The sequence below is a fragment of the Motiliproteus coralliicola genome, from assembly GCF_003345655.1.
GTDB lineage: Bacteria > Pseudomonadota > Gammaproteobacteria > Pseudomonadales > Balneatricaceae > Motiliproteus > Motiliproteus coralliicola.
Window position 1 is genome coordinate 480,239 of the sequence record NZ_QQOH01000003.1, and the last position, 21,915, is coordinate 502,153.

The window sequence follows — 21,915 nt, forward strand, 5'->3', positions numbered from 1 at the left end:
TGATCAGATGGAATGGGAAACAGTTATCGGTCTTGAGATCCACTGCCAGCTGGCGACCGACTCGAAAATTTTCTCCGGCGCCAGCACCGCCTTCGGTGCCGAGCCCAACACCCAGGCCTGCGCGGTTGACCTGGCGCTGCCGGGTACCCTGCCGGTGTTCAACGACAACGCGCTGAAGATGGCGGTCAAATTCGGCCTGGCGATCGATGCCCAGATCGGCAAGAAGTCGGTGTTCGCCCGCAAGAACTACTTCTATCCGGATCTACCCAAGGGGTATCAGACCAGCCAGATGGATGACCCGATCGTCGGCATCGGCCACGTCGATATCCAGTTGAAAGACGGCACCACCAAGCGTGTCGGTGTCACCCGCGCCCACCTGGAAGAAGACGCCGGTAAGTCATTGCACGAAGACTACCACGGCATGACCGGTATCGACCTGAACCGCGCCGGAACCCCGCTGCTGGAGATCGTCTCCGAGCCGGATATGCGCAGCGCCGAAGAAGCGGTTGCCTACGCCAAGAAGATCCACTCGATTGTCACCAATCTGGGAATCTCCGACGGCGACATGTCGCAGGGCTCGTTCCGCTGCGACGTCAACGTCTCACTACGCTACAAGGGCGAAGAGGAGTTCGGCACCCGTACCGAAACCAAGAACCTGAACTCGTTCAAGTTCATGGAAGATGCGATCAAGCTCGAGGTTGAGCGCCAGATGGACATCCTCGAGGATGGCGGCGAAATCACCCAGGAAACCCGGCTATACAATGGCGATACCAAGGTGGCCCGTTCGATGCGCTCGAAAGAGGAAGCCAACGATTACCGTTACTTCCCCTGCCCCGACCTGCTGCCGGTGATGATCGACGACGACTTTATCGACGCGATCCGCGCCACCCTGCCGGAGCTGCCGGATGCCCGTCACCAGCGCTTTATGGAGCAGTACGGTCTGTCCGACTACGATGCCGGGGTACTGTCCGGTTACAGTGACACGGCTGCCTACTTCGAGACTGCCACCGAGCAGTGCGACGACGCCAAGCTGGCGGCCAACTGGGTCATGGGCGAGCTGTCCAAGCACCTCAACAGCAACTCGCTGGAGATCGCTGACAGCCCGGTTTCTGCCGAGCAACTGGGCCAACTGCTGGCCCGAATTAAGGACGACACCATCAACGGCAAAGCCGCCAAGCAGGTGTTCGAAGCCCTCTGGAAAGGTGAAGGGGGGAACGGTGAAGGTGCTGCCGATGCAATCATCGAAGCTAAAGGGCTGAAGCAGGTCACCGACTCTGGCGCAATCGAAGCGATGATCGACGAAGTGATCGCCGCTGCGACCCCGCAGGTGGAACAGTACAAGGCTGCCGAACCGGAGAAGCGCGGCAAGATGCTGGGCTTCTTTATGGGCAAGGTGATGCAGGCCAGCAAGGGCACCGCCAACCCAGGCCAGGTCAACAAGCTGCTGAAGACCAAGCTGGACGCCCTCTGTGATTAAGACATAACACGGCTTGTTAGGTCTCCCTAAAGGCAGCTCCGGCTGCCTTTTTTATGCCTAAGCGGATCCGACGAATCCCTGGTTGCGCAACAGGGGCAATCTGATACATTCAGACCCATCGCCAATGATCAAGGATGAGTCTTATGGATCGTTCAGCAACAGTCTGCACCGGAGCCGTACCAGTACTAAGTCGTCGTTTACTCCGCTTTGGTCCGTTAGTGCTCCTTCTCTCCACCCTGACAATCTCGGCCCTGCTAGCAGGTCAGAGCGCACACGCCCAGATCTACAAATACCAGGATGCCAATGGGCAATGGCACTTCAGCGATAAGCCGTTCAAGCATCAGCAGCAACAGCCAACAAATCCGGCTCCAGCCGATATAGCGGACGATGCTGACCAACCGACCGAGCCCAGCACCGATATCTCCCCCACCAGCGACACTGGCATCGACTCCGTCACCAGCATCGACGATAAAACCAATCTGGCCGCACGTTTCGAACAGCGTTTCCATGCCCAAACCGAAATCGAGCGCGCCACCCAGGCGGTGGTGTCGATCGACTCTGCGATGAGCATCGGCTCAGGATTCTTTGTCAGCGACGACGGTCTGCTGCTAACCAACAAGCACGTCGTGCGCCCCACCGAAACGAGTCATTGGCAGGAACGCAAAGAACGTATTGCCGAGGAAGCCGATCAACTCAATTCGCTTAATGGCTGGCTCAGCAACGAAAAACACCGTCTAAGCCAGATGAGGCAGGAGCTGAACGAATACGAGGAACGTATTCGCAAGGCCGGGCGCAACAGCATGAAAGGGGCTGCCAACTCAGACTATCAAATCCTTTCCGAACGCTACCAGCTCTGGAAACAGGAATACGACGACACCTACGCCAACTATCAAACCCGCAGTAAAACCCTCCGCAAAGCTCAATCCGAGTTCAACTTCCAAAGCAGCTCATCCCGTGTGAAGCAGCACTTTACCGTTATTCTGAAGGACAACAGCAAACTCAAAGCTCGCTTGCTGGCCCTGAGCACCGAGCACGACCTTGCTCTGCTGAAGGTCGACGGCTACCGGACCCCGAAACTACAGGCGCTGGCGCAACCCAAGCTATTCCAGGGGCAGCCGGTCTACGCCATCGGCAGCCCGCTGGGGATGCGCGACCACGTTACCTCCGGCATCATCACCCGGATCGGTAAGCAGGGCGTTGTTACCGATACCCAGATCCTTCCGGGCAACAGTGGCGGGCCGCTGGTGAATGAGCAGGGGGAGGTGATCGGAATCAACACCCTGAAGGTTCTGAACCGCTCGATCAGCACTGAGGGCTTCGGCATCGCAATACCGCTTGCAACCATCCGAGCCGAGTTCGGCACCAAGCTGGGGAGTTTCTAACCGAAGATAGCGGGGCGGTTCTGATAATCAGGATCGTCCCTTTTATTCCCGCCCTCAGACTCTTAACTCCAAGCTACCGACTATAGTTCCTGCTATCCCGTCCGACTTTGAGCAGGAGCTAAAGCATGAAAACACGCGCCGCCGTGGCTTTCGGAGCCGCCAAGCCCTTAGAAATTGTCGACGTCGATCTCGAAGGCCCGAAGGCCGGCGAGGTCCTGGTGGAGATCATGGCCACCGGTGTCTGTCACACCGATGCGTTCACCCTGTCCGGTGATGATCCGGAAGGGGCCTTCCCCGCCATTCTGGGTCATGAAGGTGCCGGGGTGGTGGTGGATATCGGCCCGGGCGTCAGCAGTGTCAAACCGGGCGACCATGTCATTCCGCTCTACACCCCCGAGTGTCGCCAATGCGATTTCTGTCTGCACCCGAAAACCAACCTTTGCCAGGCGATTCGCGAAACCCAGGGCCGCGGCGTGATGCCCGACGGCAGCTCAAGGTTTTCGATCGACGGTGAGCCAATCCTGCATTACATGGGCTGTTCGACCTTCTCCAACTACACCGTGCTACCGGAGATTGCGCTGGCCAAGGTGCGTGACGACGCACCGTTCGACAAGATCTGCTATATCGGTTGCGGCGTTACCACCGGTATCGGTGCTGTGGCCTTTACGATGAAGGTGGAACCGGGCTCAACCGTGGCGGTGTTCGGACTCGGTGGGATCGGATTGAATGTGATCCAGGGCGCCAAGATGGTCGGCGCCGCGAAGATCATCGGCGTCGATATCAATCCATCCAAGGTGCCACTGGCCAAACAGTTCGGCATGACCGACTTCGTCAACGCCAATGAGGTGGAGGACGTGGTGGATCATCTGATCCAACTGACCGGCGGCGGGGTGGATTACAGTTTCGAATGCATCGGCAACGTCACCACCATGCGCCAAGCGCTGGAATGTTGCCATAAAGGCTGGGGCGAGAGCTGCATTATCGGGGTTGCCGGTGCCGGTCAGGAGATCAGCACCCGGCCGTTCCAGTTGGTTACCGGCCGCTCCTGGCGAGGCACCGCCTTTGGTGGCGCCAGAGGGCGAACCGATGTCCCCAAGATTGTCGACTGGTATATGGAGGGGCGGATCAATATCGATGATCTGATCACCCATACGATGCCGCTGGACAAGATCAACAACGCCTTTGACCTGATGCATCAAGGCAAAAGTATCCGTTCGGTCGTGCTCTACTAGGCGACCGTTCGCAACTGGCTCTGCTCAGCAGGGCCAGTATGAGCGCAAGCAGACAGGCAAGAGCTGTCGCCTTCCATACCGCGGTAGACCTCGATATCGGTCTCGATCAGTTCACTGATGCCGATCGAAGAGCCTAGGACCTGAACCGTCTTCTCGAGCGCGGCATAGAGCACCGCCGTCGGTATCGGATTATGTCGATGGCGAACAAAGGGCGGCGCTTCCGCTTCCCGGCTGCGTCCGATCACCGTTAAGTCGTGATGATCCAGCAAGCCCCAACTATGGGCATCGATCGCAGCCAGGTCGGCACGCCCCTCGCGCAGGTACTGCAAACTCTGCTGGTGTGAACCACTGATCAGCGGTGGCTCCGCCTCTACATCGATCCCCTGCTCGTCTAACCATTCCAACAGGGCCAGGCAACCCGAACGCGAACTCGGCGCGTTGACCACCAAGCGCGGATGCTTGATCACCGGAGCCGAGCGGGTCGTAACGATATGGCTAAAATAGCTTCCCGGCGTGCAAGCCAGATCCCGGAACACCGGTCGAGCGATCGGCTCCAGCCCAGCGGCTTGTTCGGTAAACAGGTCTGGACCACAGCACTGGCTCAATAGCAGCTCGGGCCGCTGCCAAAGCTGTTGTGGGGTCAGTTCCCGATTCAACTGCTGCGGCAATCCGGACACAGACTGCCGTTCCAGCTCCGCGCGCAAGCGGTGCCAGAACAGATCCAGTGCATTTTGACTGGCGGGCAGGTCGTACCAGGGTAGACTGGCGATCAGGTTCAACAGCGGTATCCAGCGAAGGTGGTCGTTTAAAAGCTGGCCACCTTAGCCGATCCACATTTTGTTGTGAAGCGGTTAGATCAATTCTTGTACATTGATCGACAAGGGTCCAATGGTTGGATCAGGCGCGTTGATGACCGGCCCTGATACCCAATTCCAACACCGTTCGAACCGGTCCCGCCAACCAGCCGCCTAACAACAGCATCATCAGGAAAGGGACCACCTGCCAGTTGCCATAACCGAGCACGGCGATCGACGGGCCGGGACAGTAGCCCACCAGCCCCCAACCGATACCGAACAGCGCGGCCCCCAACACTAGCGGGGCATCGAGAGACGTTTTGGCCGGCATATCGAAACGCGTCGCACAGGCTGGTCTAGGTTGCTGCAGAATCCAGTAATAGCCCGGCACGGTTACCAGCAGCGCACCGATCATGACCAGAGCCAGGGTCAGGTCCCATCCCCCGGAAACATCCAGAAAGCCGATCACCTTGGTGGTATCGGTCATGCCAGACATCGCCAAACCCGCTCCAAAGAGCCCGCCTGCCAGTAACGCCAAAAGATTCTTCATCCGGTCACTCCTACTTTTATTCCTGTACCCGTCAGCCCAATACCTATCAACCGAGAATAAACACCGTCAGCATGCCGCTGCCGATAAAGGTCAAGGTAGCCGTTAGAGATCGAACCGAAAAACGGGCCAGGCCACAGACACCATGGCCACTGGTACAACCGCTGCCCAGCCGGGTACCCAGTCCGACCAATAGCCCAGCCAGCATCAGTAACCCTATCGACGCCTGGGGAGGGGATGGCTGGGGTTGGCCGGTCAAGGCGTGAAACAACAGCCCACCGAGCACCAGGCCGAGTAGAAACATCCAACGCCAACCGCTATCGGGCTTGCCCTGTACGGACGCAAACAGAATACCGCTGATTCCAGCGATGCGACCGTTACTCCAGAGCAGCACAATCGCTGACAGACCGATCAATCCGCCGCCGGCAAGCGCCAGTAAAACTCCACTCGGGGTCAACGATACCAACATCTGAACCTCTCCTCTTTGCGACCGGACGGCCCACTCTTCGTCGCCATCCTCGAAGATCATCAAGATTAATTCAGACTTATCTAATATTCAATACAGCTAATTTAGCCGGCTTGGCATTAGATCCCATGCAACTAGATGAAGATCAACTACAGCCCCAATCCCTGCATGACATACTCAAGCCCATCGGCCATCGCGCCACAACGAGCTAAGGAGCGCTCAGATGAAAAAATTATTTCCAGCCGCCGCAATAGGCGTAGCTGCCGCCCTCAGCTGGGGAGCAGCCTCAGCAGAACCCTTGAAAGTACAGATTCACGGCGTTGAGCGGGCGAGTTTTACCGATAGCAGCGGCCAGTTGCGGGGCAAACATCATGGTGGACAACGAGCCATGCTGGTGGAATTGACCCGTGAACTGATGATGCAGCTGGAACTGGAGCCCAGCATCGAGCAGGTGGCGCAGCAGCAAGGTATCAAGGCACTGGACGGCTCAACGGCCGTCGCGCTGGTCGATGTGAGCCAACAACAAACCCAATCACCGCGGCAATGGGTCGGCCCGTTGCAAGACAATAATGTCTACCTGTTTGAGAGCAAAGATCACCCCAGCAGTATCCAACAGCTGGAACAGGCCAAATCGGTCGATTCGATCTGCGTTCGCAGCGGCAACGGCCATCAGCAACTGCTCGAGTCCCTTAGCTTTAACAACATCCGCGCCGAAGGTTCCTACAAGGTCTGCTGGGATCTGCTCGCCGCCGGCGAGGTCAGTCTGGCCACCTTGAATCAGACCCTGGTTCCCAGCGTACTGGAGTCCGATTCGGTGGCTTCGAAGCAGCTGCGCAACACCGGCGTCGCGGTGCAAAAACAGCCGGTCTACATCGGTTTCTCGGCCGCCATCCCGGCAACCGAAATCCAACGTTGGCAGCAGCAACTGGAGCAGTTCAAAGCCTCGTTGGATTACCAGGGGCTGGTGCACCATTATTACTGCCAGCAGGACTGTTTCTGATCCAACCGGCAGAGCCATAGCTCCTCGATGTCGTACCCCGATGTAGTTCCTCTATGTAGTACCTCGAAGTAGCACCTCAACATCGGTCAGGCCCCTTGCGGGCCTGATCGGTTTCAGGCTTGCTGACGTACCCGGCGATGGGGTGCCAGATAGGGCGGTGTCCGCGCCTTGGATAGCTTGTAGACGAAGTGGTAGCGGGCCACATGGTAGCTGGGGTCAAAGCCGTAGAAGTTGAGCTTCATCCGCTCCAACTCCTCGGCCCGGTACTCGGCCAACGGTTTTTCCCGCTCGTCGGCCTGACGCTGTAACTGTTTTTGCTCCAGCTGCTGAGCTGACTGCTGCTCCAGCGCCAGCAACTGCTGCTCCAGCGCCGCATCGAACTGCTCGGCAGCCAACGTCTGGTCGATCAGGCCCAGCTGCTTGGCCTCCGCTACCCCCATCGGCAACCTAAGCCCGGTGATCTGTTCGGCCCGCTCAGTGCCGACACGACGCGGTAGCAGATAAGTCCAATACTCGGAACCATACAGATTCCCCATCCCCTTGTAGTGCGGATTCAGAATCACCCCGTCCCGAGCCAGCACCCAGTCGGCTGCCAGCGCCATAAAAACACCGCCGGCCCCGGCATTGCCCCGCATCACCGCCACGGTCAGCTTATCGGTGGTTTCGATAATCGCCTGGGTCAGGTCGTCGATCGCATTGATATTGGCCCAAGACTCGTCCGCCGGACTGTCTGCCGCTTCGATCAAATTCAGGTGGATGCCGTTGGACCAGAAATCCTCGCCCCCCATCAGCACGATCAATTCAATCTCAGGATCATCGGCCAGCTGCCGATAGGCCCGACACAGCTGCTGGCAGTCGTCGGTGCCCATGGCGCCGTTGTAGAAGTCGAAGTACAGGTAGGCTCGCTTGCCGTCGATCTGGGCCCGAATCGGTTGATAACCCTCGACCACGGCTAACCCAACCGCCAGCTCCGGAAGCCCCGATAGCAACTCGGTATCCAATACCCGAGTCGCGGGCAGCTTCAGGGTTCGCGGTTGGGTCTCGGTCGGTTTCAAGCGCAGATGGGAGACCCAGACCACCGCATCACGGCTGGCCAGTGCGATAGCACCATCGCGCTGAGCCACCGGCGTGCCTGGTGAAATCCCATCAATCAGATGATTCAGGCTGAAGTCGGCACAGGCGTTGAACAGGTAGTACTCGCGACCCGCGACCCGGCTCAGCAGGCCGGGATTACCATCGGCGCTACGGATTTTTGTGACGATGGTCGCCGCATCGTCCCGAGCCCAGTCGATCGCCCGATCCGTCTGGGTCATCAGGCAGCGCCACTGGCCGGTCACGTCGTCACGGTTGTAGTCCAGCGGTTCTGGGGCGAAGTCCGGCTGCGGCAACTGCTCCAACACCTGCTCCATCGCCCGCCAGGCCGCCTCGGTGACTTCACCTCGGTACAGGCTGGACTTGCTGTCCGGACGCATGGGGAAACGCTGGCTGGCCCAGATATCACCTCCATCCATCACCTCGTTGGCCTGCAGCAGGGTCACCCCCCACTCGGTCTCTCCGTTGAGAATCGCCCAGTCGATCGAGCTGGGTCCCCGATCACCCTTGATTCCCGGATGGACGATCAGACACAGATGATTGCGCCAGATCGGCTCCGGTATCGCACGTTTGAGAAAGGGTGCCACGATCAGGTCCGGCTCAAACCGCTCGACCGCGTCGATACTCATCGCATCGTTGATATCGAACTCCACGGTGACCTGATGGCCGAGCCGTCGCAGCTCCAATTGGAAGCGCTGGGTCAGGCAGTTAAAGCTGTGGGTCAGTAACAGTATTTTCATCGATCTCTCTAACCTCTCTGACCTCAACAGATTCGTGGCAGCTGTTCGCCACTGATCCAATCGACCATCCGTACACCGCCAAAGCTGGTGCGCAACTGGACAAAGGCATTCGGATCTTCGATCACCTCGCCGACGATCGCCGCCTCCTGCCCTTGGGGATGTTCGCGCATCAGCGCCAGCAACTGATCAGCCTGCTGCGGCGGACAGAACGCCACCAGCTTGCCCTCGTTGGCCACATAGAGCGGATCCAGGCCTAGAAATTCGCAGGCCGCCGCCACCTGGGGACGCACCGGAATCTGCTCCTCATCGAGCTCGATCCCAACCCCGGCCTGGCCGGCGATCTCGTTCAGCGTTGCCGCCAGACCGCCACGGGTCGGATCACGCATACAGCGGATCTCGGGGACCTGTTCGACCATCATCGCGGTCAATGAATGCAAGCTTTGGGAGTCCGACTCGATGGTGGTTTCAAAGGTCAGGTTCTCCCGCAACGACATGATCGCCACGCCGTGATCCCCGAGCGTGCCGCTGACCAGCACCTTGTCGCCGACGCGTACCTGGTCTGCCGACAACGACAACCCGCTCGGTAGCACCCCAACCCCAGTGGTGTTGATAAAGACGCCGTCGCCACTGCCCTTCTCCACCACCTTGGTATCGCCGGTCACGATCGCCACCTCAGCCTCACGGGCGGCAGCGGCCATCGACTCGACGATCCGTTTCAGATCGGCCAGCGGGTAGCCCTCCTCGAGGATGAAACCGGCCGACAGGTAGAGCGCCTTGGCACCGGACAGCACCACATCATTGACGGTGCCGTGAACCGACAGCGCACCGATATCACCACCGGGGAAGAAGATCGGACTGATCACATGGCTGTCGGTAGCCATCACGATCCGCTCGAACGGCACACCCGCCAACGACAGATCCAACGACGCCTGGTCATTCTGGGCCCGCAGCATCGGATTATCGAACGCCTCGACAAACAGTTGCTCGATCAACTGCGCCATCGCCTTGCCGCCGGCCCCATGGGCCATTTCGACCTTGCCGTGTTTTAGATCCAGCGACTGCGGATAACGGGAGCTGGTTTTGGAGTTAGCTTTAGACATGGAGATACCTCAGAAAATCTTAACCAGCGCTGCGCTGTTGATGACGACCGTAGCTGTAGTAAGCCGCACAGGCCCCTTCGGATGACACCATGCAGGAGCCGACCGGGTTCTCCGGGGTACAGCCCTTGCCGAACAGTTTGCAGTCCTTCGGCGTCTTGACCCCGCGCAGAATGGCCGGGCATTCGCAGGCCTTATGATCCCGCCCCAACGATGGCGCCAGAGCAAAGCGCTTCTCGGCGTCAAACTCGGCGTAGGGGGCTTTGATCCGCAAGCCCGAATACGGCACCAGTCCCAGACCGCGCCACTCAAACTCCGGTCGCATTTCGAAGATCTCCGCCACCAGCGCCTTGGCTTTCATATTGCCGTGTTCGGTTACGGCGCGGACAAACTCATTCTCGACCTCGGCTCGGCCTTCGTTGACCTGGCGGATCAGCATCAGGATCGCCTGCAACACATCCAGCGGCTCGAATCCGGCGATCACCACCGGTTTCTGATACTCCTCGGCGAAGTACTCATAGGGCTGCGAACCGATCACCGTGCTGACGTGGGCCGGCCCAATAAATCCGTTCAGCGGCACCACGCCCATATCCCGCACTTCGGGGGACTCGAGGATGGTACTGATCGCCGACGGCGTCAGCACGTGGTTGCAGAACACGCTGAAATTGGCGATGCCGAGCTTTTTGGCCTGCTGGATCACCAATGCCGTCGGCGGCGTGGTGGTCTCGAAGCCGATGGCGAAGAACACCACCTGACGCTGTGGATTATCCCGGGCGATCGCCAGGGCATCGGCGCAGGAGTAGACCATCCGAATATCGGCGCCGTCGGCCTTGGCCTTGAGCAGACTGCGACGGTTGGAACCCGGCACCCGCATCATGTCGCCGTAGCTGCACAGAATCACATCATGATCGACCGCCAATTCGATCGCCGCATCGATTCGGGGCACCGGCAGTACGCAGACCGGACAGCCCGGGCCATGGATCATCCGGACATTGTCGGGCAGCAGATCCGGAATGCCGTAACGGAAGATCGCATGGGTATGGCCGCCGCAGAACTCCATAAAGGCGTAACTACGATCCGGCTCCACTTCGGCGCGGATCTTGGCCGCGATATGGCGGGCGGTTTTGCCGTCACGGTACTCGTCGACGTACTTCATGCCTGAACCTCCGACGAGCTGTCAGAAGACGCTTCGGTTTCGGCTAAGGCTTCGGCATTGTCGGCCAGCGCCTGCTCCAGCACCCCCATCTCGGCAAACAGTGCCAGGGTTTTCTCGGCCTCATCCGGATCAACCTTATTCAGCGCGAAGCCCACGTGCATAATCACGTAGTCACCGACCTGGACATCTTCCACCAGCGCCACCGACACCTGCTTCTTGACCCCGCCGATATCAACCAACGCGTTGTTGTCTTCGCACAGTTGCTCGACCCGAACCGGAATCGCCAGACACATAAACTCTACCTCGTTAAAGCACCGCCAGCGCATGGCTGTTCGGTCTGTTGATCGGCACCAGCTCTCAGCCGTGCCTGTTCAATCGCCACCCAGGCCTGTCCCAACGCCAGGCCACTGTCGTTGGGAGGCAGTTGCTCGGCGCCATAGCATTGAAGCCCTTCCACGGACGCCAACGCCTGCTGCAAGCCACTAGACAGAATCCGGTTCAGCAGGCAACCGCCGCTAAGTACCACGGTATCGATACCGCTCTGTGCTCGAGCCCGAGTCACCCATTGGCTCAGCGCCTGAATCAATACCCGGTGGAATAGATCTGCTGCCTCGGCTTGTTTCCGCTGCGGTAGCGCCAACAGCAACGGGCTGAAATCGAGCCGGTTGTCGGCATCGATCTGGAAATAGTTCTGCAGCTTCAAGGACGCTCTATCCTCAGGCGTTGCTTGCGCTTCACGGGCGGCCGACTCCAACCGCATCGCTGCTTCCGCTTCGTAGGAGCTCAGATCGCAGAGTCCGCTCAGCGAGGCCGCTGCATCGAACAGCCGCCCGGCACTGCTGGTTTGTGGGCAATGGCTGCGGTTTCGAATCATCTGCGTCAGCACCTCATAGCCGGGCCGATCGCCGTAACGCTGGCGAGCCAGCTGATCCTGGCCCTGCTCGATCAAAAAGCCCAAACCGATGCGCCAGGGTTCGCGGGCAGCACGATCGCCACCGGGCAGTGACAACGGTTTAAACGCGCCCAAGCGCGTCATCTTGCCCTGTTCAATCTTGAGCAGCTCACCGCCCCACAGGGTGCCGTCGTCCCCCAGCCCCAAGCCATCCAGCGTCAACGCCAGATAGGGTTGGTTTAGATGGTGTTCGGCGGCTACCGCTGCCGCGTGGGCATGGTGGTGCTGCACCTCAATCAGCGGCAGCTGTCGCTCGTTCGCCAATCGATGGGCAAACTGGCTGCTGTAGAAATCCGGATGCCGATCGCAAACCACCTGCTCGGGCTTGATCTGAAACAGCGCGCACAGATGATCCAAGGTCTGCTCCAGGTAGCGGCAGTTGTCCGGGTTATCCAGATCGCCGATATATTGCGACAGGTAGGCCTTGTCGCCCTGGGTGACACAGATGCTGTTCTTGAAGAAACCACCCAGCGCCAGGGTCGAAGGCCCCGAGCACGGTAACCGAACGACTTTCGGTGCCATCCCCCGGCCGCGCCGCACCACCGTCGACTGGCTGCCGGCGACGGAGTCGAGTCCCGGAAGCCCATTGACTACCGCATCGTCGCAGCGCATTTGAATATCTCGATCATGCAACAGCAAGCAATCGGCAATCCCGCGCAGCTGGCTGACCGCCTCGTCGTTGCGGTACACCAGTGGACGCCCGCTGGCATTGGCGCTGGTCATCACCAGACGCAGCGATTGCGGTTGCTCGAGCCAGTCGGTTCCCGCCGGACAGCCGGCCGCCTGATGAAACAGCAGATGCTGAATCGGGGTATAGGGCAACATGACCCCGAGCTGATTCAGTCCCGGCGCAATCGCATCCGGCAGGCCGTTATCGGGCTTTTGAGCCAGCAGTAGGATCGGCGCCTGGGCACTGCGAAGCGGAGCCAACTGTTCGGGTTCAAAGGAGACCAAGGATTCCAGCGATGCCGGACTGGCCACCATCACCGCCAGCGGCTTACTCAGGCGGTGCTTGCGTTGGCGCAATCGTTCGACCGCCGCCGGGTTATCTGCATCGCAGGCCAGATGAAAACCACCAATCCCCTTGATCGCCACTATCTGTCCCTGCTGCAGCCGTTCAACCGCCGCTTCGATCGGATCGCTCACGCTTAACCGTTGACCCTCGCTGTCCGCCAGCCAAAGCTGCGGCCCGCAATCCGGGCAGGCGTTGGGCTGAGCGTGAAAACGGCGGTGCTGGGGGTTGGCGTACTCGTCGGCACAGCACGAACAGAGTTCAAACTTAGCCATGCTGGTGGCAGGTCGATCGTAGGGCAGTTGCCGGATGATGCTGTATCGCGGACCGCAGTGGGTGCAGTTGATAAAGGGATAGCGGTAGCGCCGATCGTTCGGCTCGAACAGCTCGCTCAAGCAGTCCGGGCAGGTGGCCGCGTCCGGTGCCACCTGGGTCTGAACCGGTCCGGCACCGCTGTGATCGATATAGAACGGGTGCTGCTGAAACAACGGCTTAATCTGATTATCGGGGTCCGGCAACGGTTGCTGCTCGAACTGATCGATCGAGGCCAGCGGCGGAATCTCGTCCTTCAACTGCCGGGAAAACTGCTCCAGCTGCTCGGCGCTGCAGAGCAGATCGACCAGCACCCCGGCACCGTCGTTGAGCACCCGGCCCGGCAGCTTCAGCCGGGTCGCCAGCTGATAAACATGGGGGCGAAAGCCCACCCCCTGGACTTCACCGCCAATACGCAGTCGATGAAGGCCCACCATGACTTACAGGTAGCCGCTCAACAGGTGAGCGCCAAAACCTACCGCACTCAACGCCACCAAGGCCCGAGCGGCATCGACAATACGCTGACCCAGTCGGCTCAGGGTCTGGTATGCACCGCCCATCAGACCACCGAATACCAGCATCGAAATCACCACCCCAACACTGAACAACAACACGTAAGCCAACGCGTGGCCCACCGAGTCGAATCGGCTCAGAGGGATCAACACCAGCAGCGGCGCACTTCCGGCCACGCCATGCAGCATCCCCACCAGCACCGGTGAGTGACGCTCGCTAAGCTGTTTCAGTCGGCTCTTATCGTCTTGAGCTGTCTCGCCACCCTGTTGCGCGACGGTCTCGGATGGGTGCTCGATATGATCGTGCCGATGCCAGTGGGCATGTTCGATACGCGATCCGTGGCGGTGGAAACTGAAGGTGAAACGCTGACGCATCAGACTCCAGATCGCCCAGCCACCGATCACCACCAGCATCAAGCCGACCAGCGACTCGGCCGTGTGGCTCAGGGTTTCCGGGATCGCCAGGCTGAACAGATAGACCAGCGATGCGATAAACAGCAGGGTCAAGCCATGCCCGATCGCCCAGCGGCGGCAAAACGCGACACAGCTACGCCAACCCGGACGACCGGACGCCAGCCCGGATACCGCCATCACATGGTCGGCGTCGAGCGCGTGTAGCAGCCCCAGACCGAACGCCAGCGTCAGCGTCGCCTCAGTGGTCGAAACTTCCATCATCTATCTCCTCGAAGGGGTCTACTTGGTAGCGTTTGAGTTTGTTGGCCAGCCCGACTCGGGACAGCCCCAACGACTGAGCTGCTTTACTTTTGTTGCCCTGGAAGTAATCCAGCGCCCGCAGAATCATCTGCCGTTCCAGCGCCTCGACCTGGGTTTTCAGATTCAGACGCGGACCGTCCTCGAAGGCATCGGCGACATAATCGTCCAGATCGACAGGATCGAGACTGCTCGCATCCTCAGAGCGTAATTGCGGTGACAGATGCTCGAGCTGTAACTGCTCCCGGTCTGGATCCGATTGGCTGAATACCAGCAGCCGCTGGATCTCGTTCTGCATCTCCCGGACGTTGCCCGGCCAGCTGTATGCCTGCAGGCTGGCTTTGACCGCCTCGCTGAAGCTAATCCCGGCACAATCGAACGCCGGGCTGTATTCGCGCAGCAGGCTGTCGGCGATCGGCAGAATATCCATCGGTCGTTGCCGCAACGGCAATACCGGCAGCTCCACCGTGGTCAGGCGGTAGTAAAGATCCGCCCGGAACCGCTTGGCTTTCACCTCGGCCAGCAGGTCTCGATTGGTGGCGGCGACCACGCGAACATTGACCCGCTTGCTCTGATTGGAGCCCAGGGGCCGGATCTCGCCCTCCTGCAGTACCCGCAGCAGCTTGACCTGAAACGCCGGCGAGACCTCGCCGATCTCGTCCAGAAAGATGGTGCCGCCATTGGCCTTCTCGAACAGGCCGACATGGTCGGTGGTGGCGCCGGTAAAGGCGCCCTTCTTGTGGCCAAACAACTCGCTCGACAGCAGCTCATCGTGCAACGCACCGCAGTTTTCGATCACGAAAGGTTTGTCGGCTCTGGGGCTGTTGTAGTGGATCGCCCGTGCCAGCAGCTCCTTGCCGGTACCGGATTCGCCACTGATCATCACGCTGACATCGTAACGGGCCACCTGCTGCAGCCGTTCGATCAGCCCGTTCATCGGACTGTCGTCGGCCCGTACGATACGGTCGAGCCGGTACTCGCGCTTCAGCTCGCTACGCTGGCCCCGCAGCCGGGTTTCCAGGGTGCTGGCACTGAAGTTCAGCTCGTTGGCCAGCAACTGATTCTGTTGCTGTAGATGGAACAGTTGGGCCGCGTTCTTGACCACATTGAGCAGTTGCTCGGGATGCCAGGGCTTGGTCAGGTAGTGGAAAATACCGGCCTGGTTGATGGCGCGGATAATATTCTCCGAATCGGTATAACCGGAGATGATAATCCGCGGTATCTGAGACCAGCGCTCGCGGGTATCGGCCAGGAATTCGACCCCGGTGCGCTCGGGCATCCGCTGGTCGCACAGAATCACCTGCACCGGTTGCTGCTCCAGCACCGCTTCGGCCTCTGCGGCACTGTTGGCGCAGATCACCTCGAAGTCATCGTCCAGCGCCCGAGTGATGGTCTCCAGCGAACGGACCTCGTCATCGACGACCAGGACCCGATCCAATTCGTTGGCGTAGCCGCCCATATTAACCTACGCCCTGCCCGGTCAGGCCCTGGGCCAGGTTGGCTTCAATGGCGCTGATCCGTTGTCGCAGCGGCTCCAGCTGTTGCTCGAGCAAGGCTCGGCGACGCTGTTCCAGCCACTGATACCACTCGGCCATGCCCTCGCCACTGGTGGCCGAGCAGCGGATCACCTCGATCTCGGGGTTCACCTTGCGGGCGTTTTCGATACAGCGTTCGACGTCGAAGTTCAGGTGCGGCAACAGGTCGACCTTGTTCAACAGCAACAGGTCGGATGCATGGAACATATCCGGGTACTTGAGCGGTTTGTCTTCGCCCTCGGTGACCGACAGGATCGCCACCTTGTGGGCCTCACCCAGATCAAACTCGGCCGGACAAACCAGGTTGCCGACATTCTCGATAAACAGCAGTCCCTGATCGCCAAACTCAAGCTGTTCCAGCGCATGACCGACCATATGGGCGTCCAGATGGCAGCCCTTGCCGGTATTGACCTGAATCGCCTGCACCCCGGTGCTGCGGATCCGCTCGGCATCGTTGGCGGTCTCCTGATCGCCTTCGATCACCGCCAGATCGATCTGCCCCTGGATATCCTCCAGCGTCCGGGTTAACAGTGTGGTCTTGCCCGAACCCGGGCTGGAAACCAGATTCAACGCCAGAATCGAGCGCGCCGCAAAACGGCTGCGATTGACGGCGGCGTACTGATCGTTCTTCGACAGGATGCTCTGTTCGATCTGAATCATCCGGGTCTGACTCAGTCCCGGCGCATGGGAGCGGGCGGGCCCGGCACCGAAGTGAAGGTTATCGCCGTCACGACTCAGCGCCGCTTCGGCACTACCGCCATGTTCATGGTTATGATCGTGATGGTGGTGATGGCCGCAGCTATGGCCATGATCGTGAGCATGGCTGTGATCGTGGCTATGGTCCTCGGAGTGGCTGTGATCTCGCGACAGCGCAGCACCTTCAATCCGGGTCTGGCCATGGCTGCATCCGCAACTGGTACACATAGGGCTCACTCCTCTTATTCTGTCCGAATCCGCTGCCCTACTAAGCCTCTGCAGCGGATTCTATTTCTGCTTACTCGACGCCCGATTTACGCGCCCTTTAACCTATCCAGCCAGTCTGCGCTCAGCTGACTTCCAGTTCCTTGATCAACATCTGATTTCCCCCGGTTACCTGGATTTTGTAGCCGCCGCACAGCGGGCAGGGGTCGTACAGCGCCTGATGCTCAACACTCTGGGAGCAGTCCATGCACCAGCCGATACCGGGGGTTTCGGTGATGGTCAAACTGGCCCCCTCGGCCAGGGTGCCGCGAATCACCGCGTCAAAGCAGAATCGCATCGACTCGACCTCAACATTGGACAACCGACCGATCTCCAGATGGACCGCCGTGACCAGCTCAAACTGCTGGCTCTGGGCCTGCTCTTCAATCAGCTGAATCATCCCTTCAGCCAGCGACATTTCATGCATTTAAGCTACCTCTGAATAATGCACCGACGGGTGACGTCAAGGTTTAACCTCGCCCCCAACGCTCGATTTACGCCTGGATCCTGACTTCGAAAGGCACGCAGGGATCCAATGCCAGGGCGATCTGTTCCAGTGCCAGCTTTCGCTGCGGATGGTCGATACCGACCTGACTGGCCAAGCGGCTGAACTGACCTTGCGGATGAAAATTCCACTCGGTCGGGGCGCAGATCCGGTACTCGGCGATCTCTGTCTCGCTCGCGTCCAGCTTGACCCAGTGCAGCAGTAATCCCCGTACGCTGTTGACCCACCCCAGTCGCCCCTCATCCAGCGCAACCGAACCGCAGATGCCCTGCGGCTGCAGCAGGGCGTCACGACTGATCAAACTGGCCAGATAGAGCAGTTTGGCGGCGTAACGCAGCAGCAGCGGGCTGGCCGATGCTTGCTGCAACTGTTTGATCAGCGGCCACGACTGCATGTAGGCCAAGGGACCGGTTTCTCGGGGCTGCTGATCCAGACTCGGCTGTTGGCAAAACTTCTCACCGATGTCCGGATCCGCCAGTTGTTGATCCAGTCCCAGGGTTTCGACTGGCTGCTTGGGCAGCAACCCGACCGGTCCGTGCCCCCTCCCTTCCGGAGCGGGTGCAATCGAGACCCGCGCGACCTGACGCAAGCACAGCGGTACCAAGCCATTGTAGATCTCCAGCCAGGATTCGAATTGAGCCCGATCAAAAGCCAGAAATTCGCTGCAGGAAACCCCGCTCAGCGAGGCAAAAAAACCTTCCAGAGTCTGAATCAGTTCATCGCCATGGGCATCGAGCGATTCGGCCGCCAGCTGCTGGCTGATATAGCGCCGGATCACCGCGAACGGCTCCATTCCGGCCCCCAGCGCCAACGAGTGGGGCAGATCGATCGATAGACGCCAGAGCAGCTGCTCGATACTTTCCAACAGCACCTTCTGCTGCAACAATCGCGGATCGCGCGGCAGCCCAAGTGCTTCCATTGCCGCCGCCCGCTGGGACTGCCGGCAGACCACAAAGACCTGTTCCACCCGGCTCAGGGCCTGCGACGGCTCGACACCGGCGAGCAGACGCTGGGCCAGCTGCGGCCGCTGCAGATCGACCTTCAGCGTCGCCCCGCCCCGCCCATCCTGACCGGCGTCGATACAAACCTTGCCTTCAAAACCCATCGTTATGCCGTCGCCAAGTCAGCGCAACAATTACAGCTTCAACGCCGCGTTGACCGCATCCAACCCCTCACGGGCGTTACGGATCGGCACCTGTTCGGGCTCACGCTCGGTCTCCGGTCGCTTACCGCGCAGGAAGTCACGACGCGATAGCGGCTCCTGGTCAGAGATCGGCTCATGCTGCTGCACCGTATCTGGCTGCTGCGCGGTGGTATCGAGCAGCGGAATGGCGGTGAGTTGGCGTACTGCATCGATGGCAGCCTGCACAGCCTGGGCGTGGTTGTCGTAATCACCCATCGGCGACACCAGCGAGCAGCATAGGTAGTAACCCAGTTCCGGTTCAAACCGCGGCGTGAACTTGATCACCCCGGCCGGAAACTCGATCGCTATCTCGTTGCCCTTACCCAGCTTCAGCTCCGGCCAGCTCTCGCCTTGGCGATGCAGGATATAGAGATTGATAAACCATGGGGTGACGACCGCCCCGACCCACTGACCTTCCCAGACTTTGAATTCGACCGCCTCAACCCGTACCTGCGGATTACAGATCGACAACTCCTTCATCTCCTGCTCGTAGACCCGTTCGTACAGCGCTTCAAGCACCGCTGCCGGGTTGTCGGAAAAACCGTCAAACGGTTGGAAATCTTTCATCAATACCACTCCTTAAGATTTCGTCTCGGGCTCATTTACATGCCGGTTAGGCCGGTTGCAGCCCGGCCTGTTCTGCGACCTCACGCAGGTACTCCAGTGCTTCTCGAGCCCGCTCCGGTTCGATCTTTTCTACCGCAAAATTACCCACTTGGATCAGCAGATAGTCTCCCAGTTCGACGGCTTCTGGCATCAAGATCAGACTGACATCTCGTTGCTCGCCCATCGCTTCGACCGTCGCCATCTGATCGTTCAGCGCAATCACCCTGGACGGAATTCCGATACACATGGGAGCGCCCTCAGACCAGCGACACGGTCGGATTTTCTGCGAATACCGGGGGCCGATCCTGAGCCTGGGCGAAGGGTTCGTCCGGACCACGTTCGATCAATGGCAGCCCCATCGCTTCAAGCTTGTCGAACACCAGCTCGACCATCTGCTCCAGCTTCGGCACCATCGGCTCGCTCAATTCGGTACCGGTCTCCATCGAGTAGGGCACCACACCGAACAGGGTAAAATGGTTGGGCAACTCGCCGGTCAGACTCATCACCCCGAGCAGATCGGAGATACCCAGCTGATGCGGCGAAATACGGCTGCGAAATAGTGCCGGTACCTCGTCCTCTTCCAGCGTCACCACCGTGCCCGGCTCGGCGCCGGTGTTGACCGCGTCGAGCAGAATCACATGCTCGCGCCGGGCCATCACTTCCATCAGCTCCATTCCGGCGGTGCCGCCATCGAGCAGCTCGACGCCGGCCGGAACATGGTAGCGCTCCAGCAGCGCCTCAATGGTGCGTACTCCGATGCCTTCATCGGTTAACAGAATATTGCCAACGCCTAATACCAATACGCTCATTCTGTCGCCTCCGGCTGTTTCCTAAACGTATCCGACCCGCTGGATTCACCAAGCTGGCAACCTGGCCGATCGGATGGAATAAAAAAGGCCGGCCACGGTGGATCAACCAAGGCCGGCCAACCTCACTACAGTGCTTTCACCTTGACGATCTCGTTGTGCTCGGTATCCATCAAGTGGATCGCACACGCGATGCAGGGATCAAAGGAATGCACGGTACGTAGCACCTCCAAGGGGCGATCGGGGTCGGCAATAGGATTCCCCATCAGTGATGCTTCGTAGGGTCCAGGAACATCGTCCTGATTACGCGGGCCGGCGTTCCAGGTGCTGGGCACCACCGCCTGGTAGTTCTTGATCTTGCCGTCTTCGATAACGATCCAGTGCGACAACACACCGCGGGGCGCTTCGTGGTAGCCGACACCGCGGACCTCCCCTTTCGGGAATACCGGCCGGTTAAAGGTATCGGTATCGCCCTTGCCGATGTTGTCCACCAGCAGCTCCCACTGGTGTTGCATCTCGTCCAGTACCACCGCGGCACGCACCGCACGAGCGGCGTGACGACCGATAGTGGAGTGCAGCGCCGGCACGCCGATCTTGGTCTGGGCCACAGTGCTGGCGGTATCGAGCACGAAGTTCAGGTGCTTCAGGGTCGGCTCGTGACCGTTGGCGGCCAGGCAGAGCACGTTGGCCAACGGACCGACCTGAGCAGGTTTGCCGTTGAAGGTCGGCGACTTGATCCAGGAGTACTGGCCCTCGTCGTTGAAGTCGTCGTAGTTCGGCTCGGTTTCACCTTCCCACGGGTGCAGGGCTTCGTCGCCGTGGTACCAGGAGTGCTTGGAGCTCTCTTTGACGCCGTCGATGAAGTACTTGTCGTTGTAGCCGGTGATCGGCTTGTAGGTGGACAGGTCGCCGCCCTTGATAAAGCCGCCCGGCAGCGAGAATTTCTCACCCTTGGTATCCAGCGGCATCTCCGGCACCGCCAGGTAGTCGGTGACACCGGCACCGTAGCCGGCCCAATCGGTGTAGAACCCGCCGACGATGGCGACATCGACCAGGTAGGCGTTCTTGACGAAGTCGTCCATCTTGTCGATCAGCGACTTGATGAAGTGCAGTCGCTCCATGTTGGTCACCGCCTGACTGTCGAGGTTGATCGAGTTGGTCACCCCGCCGACGGTCAGGTTCTGCACGTGGGGCGACTTGCCGCCGATCACGGTGACAACCCGGTTGGCTTCACGCTGGATCTCCAGCGCCTGCAGGTAGTGGGCCGCAGCGATCAGGTTGACCTCCGGCGGCAGCTTCATCGCCTTGTGGCCCCAATAGCCATTGGCGAAGATGCCCAACTGGCCGCTGGAGACGAAGCCCTTGAGCTTCTGCTGTACCGCGGTCAGCTCGTGGACGTTGTTGAGCTTCCAGCTCGACAGGCTTTCGGCCAGCTGCGCGGCAGCCTTCGGATCGGCATCCAGCGCCGATACAATATCGACCCAATCCAGCGCCGACAGATGGTAGAAGTGGACGATGTGATCATGCAGTGCGTGGGCGCCCAACATGATGTTACGGATGTACTGGGCGTTGAGCGGAACTTCCAGCTGCAACGCGTTTTCCACCGCCCGGACCGACGCCAGCGCGTGGACCGTGGTGCAGACGCCGCAGATCCGCTGGGTAAAGGCCCAGGCATCACGCGGGTCACGTCCCTTCAGAATATTCTCGATACCGCGCCACATCTGGCCGGAGGACCAGGCCTTGCTGACCAGACCGTTCTCCACTTCGACATCGATACGTAGATGTCCCTCAATTCGGGTAACAGGGTCGACGATAATGCGTTTGGCCACTGTTCTTCT

Annotated in this window: 21 protein-coding genes; 4 read left to right on the top strand and 17 right to left on the bottom strand. The window is 59.7% G+C overall.

Translation table 11 applies throughout. The features are described 5' to 3' along the window. The first annotated feature begins 7 nt into the window (after nt 1-7). The 3 genes from gatB (at nt 8) to DV711_RS13075 (ending at nt 4,091) form a co-directional block, all read left to right on the top strand. Nucleotides 8-1,477: an Asp-tRNA(Asn)/Glu-tRNA(Gln) amidotransferase subunit GatB gene (gene gatB, locus DV711_RS13065; RefSeq protein WP_114696145.1), complete on the top strand. Its 1,470-nt coding sequence runs from the start codon at nt 8-10 to the stop codon at nt 1,475-1,477. Nucleotides 1,478-1,620: 143 nt separating this feature from the next. Continuing rightward, complete coding sequence (locus DV711_RS13070) at nt 1,621-2,859, top strand: trypsin-like peptidase domain-containing protein (protein WP_165840113.1); 1,239 nt, start codon at nt 1,621-1,623, stop codon at nt 2,857-2,859. A 125-nt stretch (nt 2,860-2,984) separates the two neighbouring features. Further along, a complete protein-coding gene (locus DV711_RS13075) occupies nt 2,985-4,091 on the top strand; it encodes an S-(hydroxymethyl)glutathione dehydrogenase/class III alcohol dehydrogenase (protein ID WP_114696147.1) in 1,107 nt (368 codons plus the stop codon). Here the strand turns inward: DV711_RS13075 and DV711_RS13080 are convergent. From DV711_RS13080 to DV711_RS13090, 3 genes are all read right to left on the bottom strand, one after another. Further along, nucleotides 4,088-4,870 carry a phosphate/phosphite/phosphonate ABC transporter substrate-binding protein gene (locus tag DV711_RS13080; RefSeq protein WP_165840114.1) on the bottom strand — a complete coding sequence of 261 codons (783 nt, stop codon included), beginning with the start codon at nt 4,868-4,870 and terminating at the stop codon, nt 4,088-4,090. The two genes, DV711_RS13075 and DV711_RS13080, sit on opposite strands and share 4 nt — an antisense overlap. Before the next feature lie 118 nt (nt 4,871-4,988). After that, nucleotides 4,989-5,435, bottom strand: coding sequence for a DUF6691 family protein (locus DV711_RS13085; protein WP_114696149.1), 447 nt, complete (start codon nt 5,433-5,435; stop codon nt 4,989-4,991). A gap of 46 nt (nt 5,436-5,481) precedes the next feature. Continuing rightward, nucleotides 5,482-5,901 (bottom strand): YeeE/YedE family protein, encoded by a 420-nt coding sequence (locus DV711_RS13090; RefSeq protein ID WP_114696321.1) that lies wholly within the window; start codon nt 5,899-5,901, stop codon nt 5,482-5,484. Between the two features lie 220 nt (nt 5,902-6,121). Between DV711_RS13090 and DV711_RS13095 the strand changes: the two genes are divergently transcribed. After that, complete coding sequence (locus DV711_RS13095; RefSeq protein ID WP_133297459.1) at nt 6,122-6,898, top strand: hypothetical protein; 777 nt, start codon at nt 6,122-6,124, stop codon at nt 6,896-6,898. Nucleotides 6,899-7,011: 113 nt separating this feature from the next. On the opposite strand, the gene DV711_RS13100 is transcribed toward DV711_RS13095, so the two are convergent. The 14 genes from DV711_RS13100 to DV711_RS13165 all read right to left on the bottom strand — a co-directional run bounded on the left by DV711_RS13100 (nt 7,012) and on the right by DV711_RS13165 (nt 21,906). Further along, the gene (locus DV711_RS13100; RefSeq protein ID WP_114696151.1) at nt 7,012-8,730 is read right to left on the bottom strand and encodes a hydrogenase maturation protein; all 1,719 of its coding nucleotides are present in this window, start codon (nt 8,728-8,730) and stop codon (nt 7,012-7,014) included. Between the two features lie 23 nt (nt 8,731-8,753). After that, complete coding sequence (hypE, locus tag DV711_RS13105) at nt 8,754-9,830, bottom strand: hydrogenase expression/formation protein HypE (protein ID WP_114696152.1); 1,077 nt, start codon at nt 9,828-9,830, stop codon at nt 8,754-8,756. 19 nt (nt 9,831-9,849) lie between these two features. Beyond that, nucleotides 9,850-10,983, bottom strand: coding sequence for a hydrogenase formation protein HypD (gene hypD, locus DV711_RS13110; RefSeq protein WP_114696153.1), 1,134 nt, complete (start codon nt 10,981-10,983; stop codon nt 9,850-9,852). Next, nucleotides 10,980-11,276, bottom strand: coding sequence for a HypC/HybG/HupF family hydrogenase formation chaperone (locus DV711_RS13115; RefSeq protein ID WP_114696154.1), 297 nt, complete (start codon nt 11,274-11,276; stop codon nt 10,980-10,982). The genes hypD and DV711_RS13115 overlap by 4 nt, the downstream gene beginning before the upstream one ends. A gap of 5 nt (nt 11,277-11,281) precedes the next feature. After that, on the bottom strand, nt 11,282-13,696 hold the full coding sequence (gene hypF, locus DV711_RS13120; protein ID WP_114696155.1) for a carbamoyltransferase HypF: 2,415 nt from the start codon (nt 13,694-13,696) through the stop codon (nt 11,282-11,284). Between the two features lie 3 nt (nt 13,697-13,699). Then, nucleotides 13,700-14,443 (bottom strand): hypothetical protein, encoded by a 744-nt coding sequence (locus DV711_RS13125; protein ID WP_114696156.1) that lies wholly within the window; start codon nt 14,441-14,443, stop codon nt 13,700-13,702. Then, a complete protein-coding gene (locus DV711_RS13130) occupies nt 14,424-15,941 on the bottom strand; it encodes a sigma-54-dependent transcriptional regulator (RefSeq protein ID WP_114696157.1) in 1,518 nt (505 codons plus the stop codon). Before DV711_RS13130 ends, DV711_RS13125 begins: the two co-directional genes overlap by 20 nt. 1 nt (nt 15,942) lies before the next feature. After that, nucleotides 15,943-16,941, bottom strand: a complete 999-nt coding sequence (gene hypB / locus DV711_RS13135) for a hydrogenase nickel incorporation protein HypB (RefSeq protein WP_114696158.1) — start codon at nt 16,939-16,941, stop codon at nt 15,943-15,945. Nucleotides 16,942-17,062: 121 nt separating this feature from the next. Next, a complete protein-coding gene (gene hypA / locus DV711_RS13140; RefSeq protein WP_114696159.1) occupies nt 17,063-17,404 on the bottom strand; it encodes a hydrogenase maturation nickel metallochaperone HypA in 342 nt (113 codons plus the stop codon). A gap of 67 nt (nt 17,405-17,471) precedes the next feature. Then, on the bottom strand, nt 17,472-18,587 hold the full coding sequence (locus DV711_RS13145) for a hypothetical protein (RefSeq protein ID WP_114696160.1): 1,116 nt from the start codon (nt 18,585-18,587) through the stop codon (nt 17,472-17,474). A 30-nt stretch (nt 18,588-18,617) separates the two neighbouring features. Beyond that, nucleotides 18,618-19,232 carry a [NiFe]-hydrogenase assembly chaperone HybE gene (gene hybE / locus DV711_RS13150; protein ID WP_114696161.1) on the bottom strand — a complete coding sequence of 205 codons (615 nt, stop codon included), beginning with the start codon at nt 19,230-19,232 and terminating at the stop codon, nt 18,618-18,620. Between the two features lie 46 nt (nt 19,233-19,278). Beyond that, nucleotides 19,279-19,518 carry a HypC/HybG/HupF family hydrogenase formation chaperone gene (locus tag DV711_RS13155; protein ID WP_114696162.1) on the bottom strand — a complete coding sequence of 80 codons (240 nt, stop codon included), beginning with the start codon at nt 19,516-19,518 and terminating at the stop codon, nt 19,279-19,281. 10 nt (nt 19,519-19,528) lie between these two features. Continuing rightward, nucleotides 19,529-20,080, bottom strand: a complete 552-nt coding sequence (locus DV711_RS13160) for a HyaD/HybD family hydrogenase maturation endopeptidase (RefSeq protein WP_114696163.1) — start codon at nt 20,078-20,080, stop codon at nt 19,529-19,531. 125 nt (nt 20,081-20,205) lie between these two features. Continuing rightward, complete coding sequence (locus DV711_RS13165) at nt 20,206-21,906, bottom strand: nickel-dependent hydrogenase large subunit (RefSeq protein WP_114696164.1); 1,701 nt, start codon at nt 21,904-21,906, stop codon at nt 20,206-20,208. Nucleotides 21,907-21,915 lie beyond the last annotated feature (9 nt).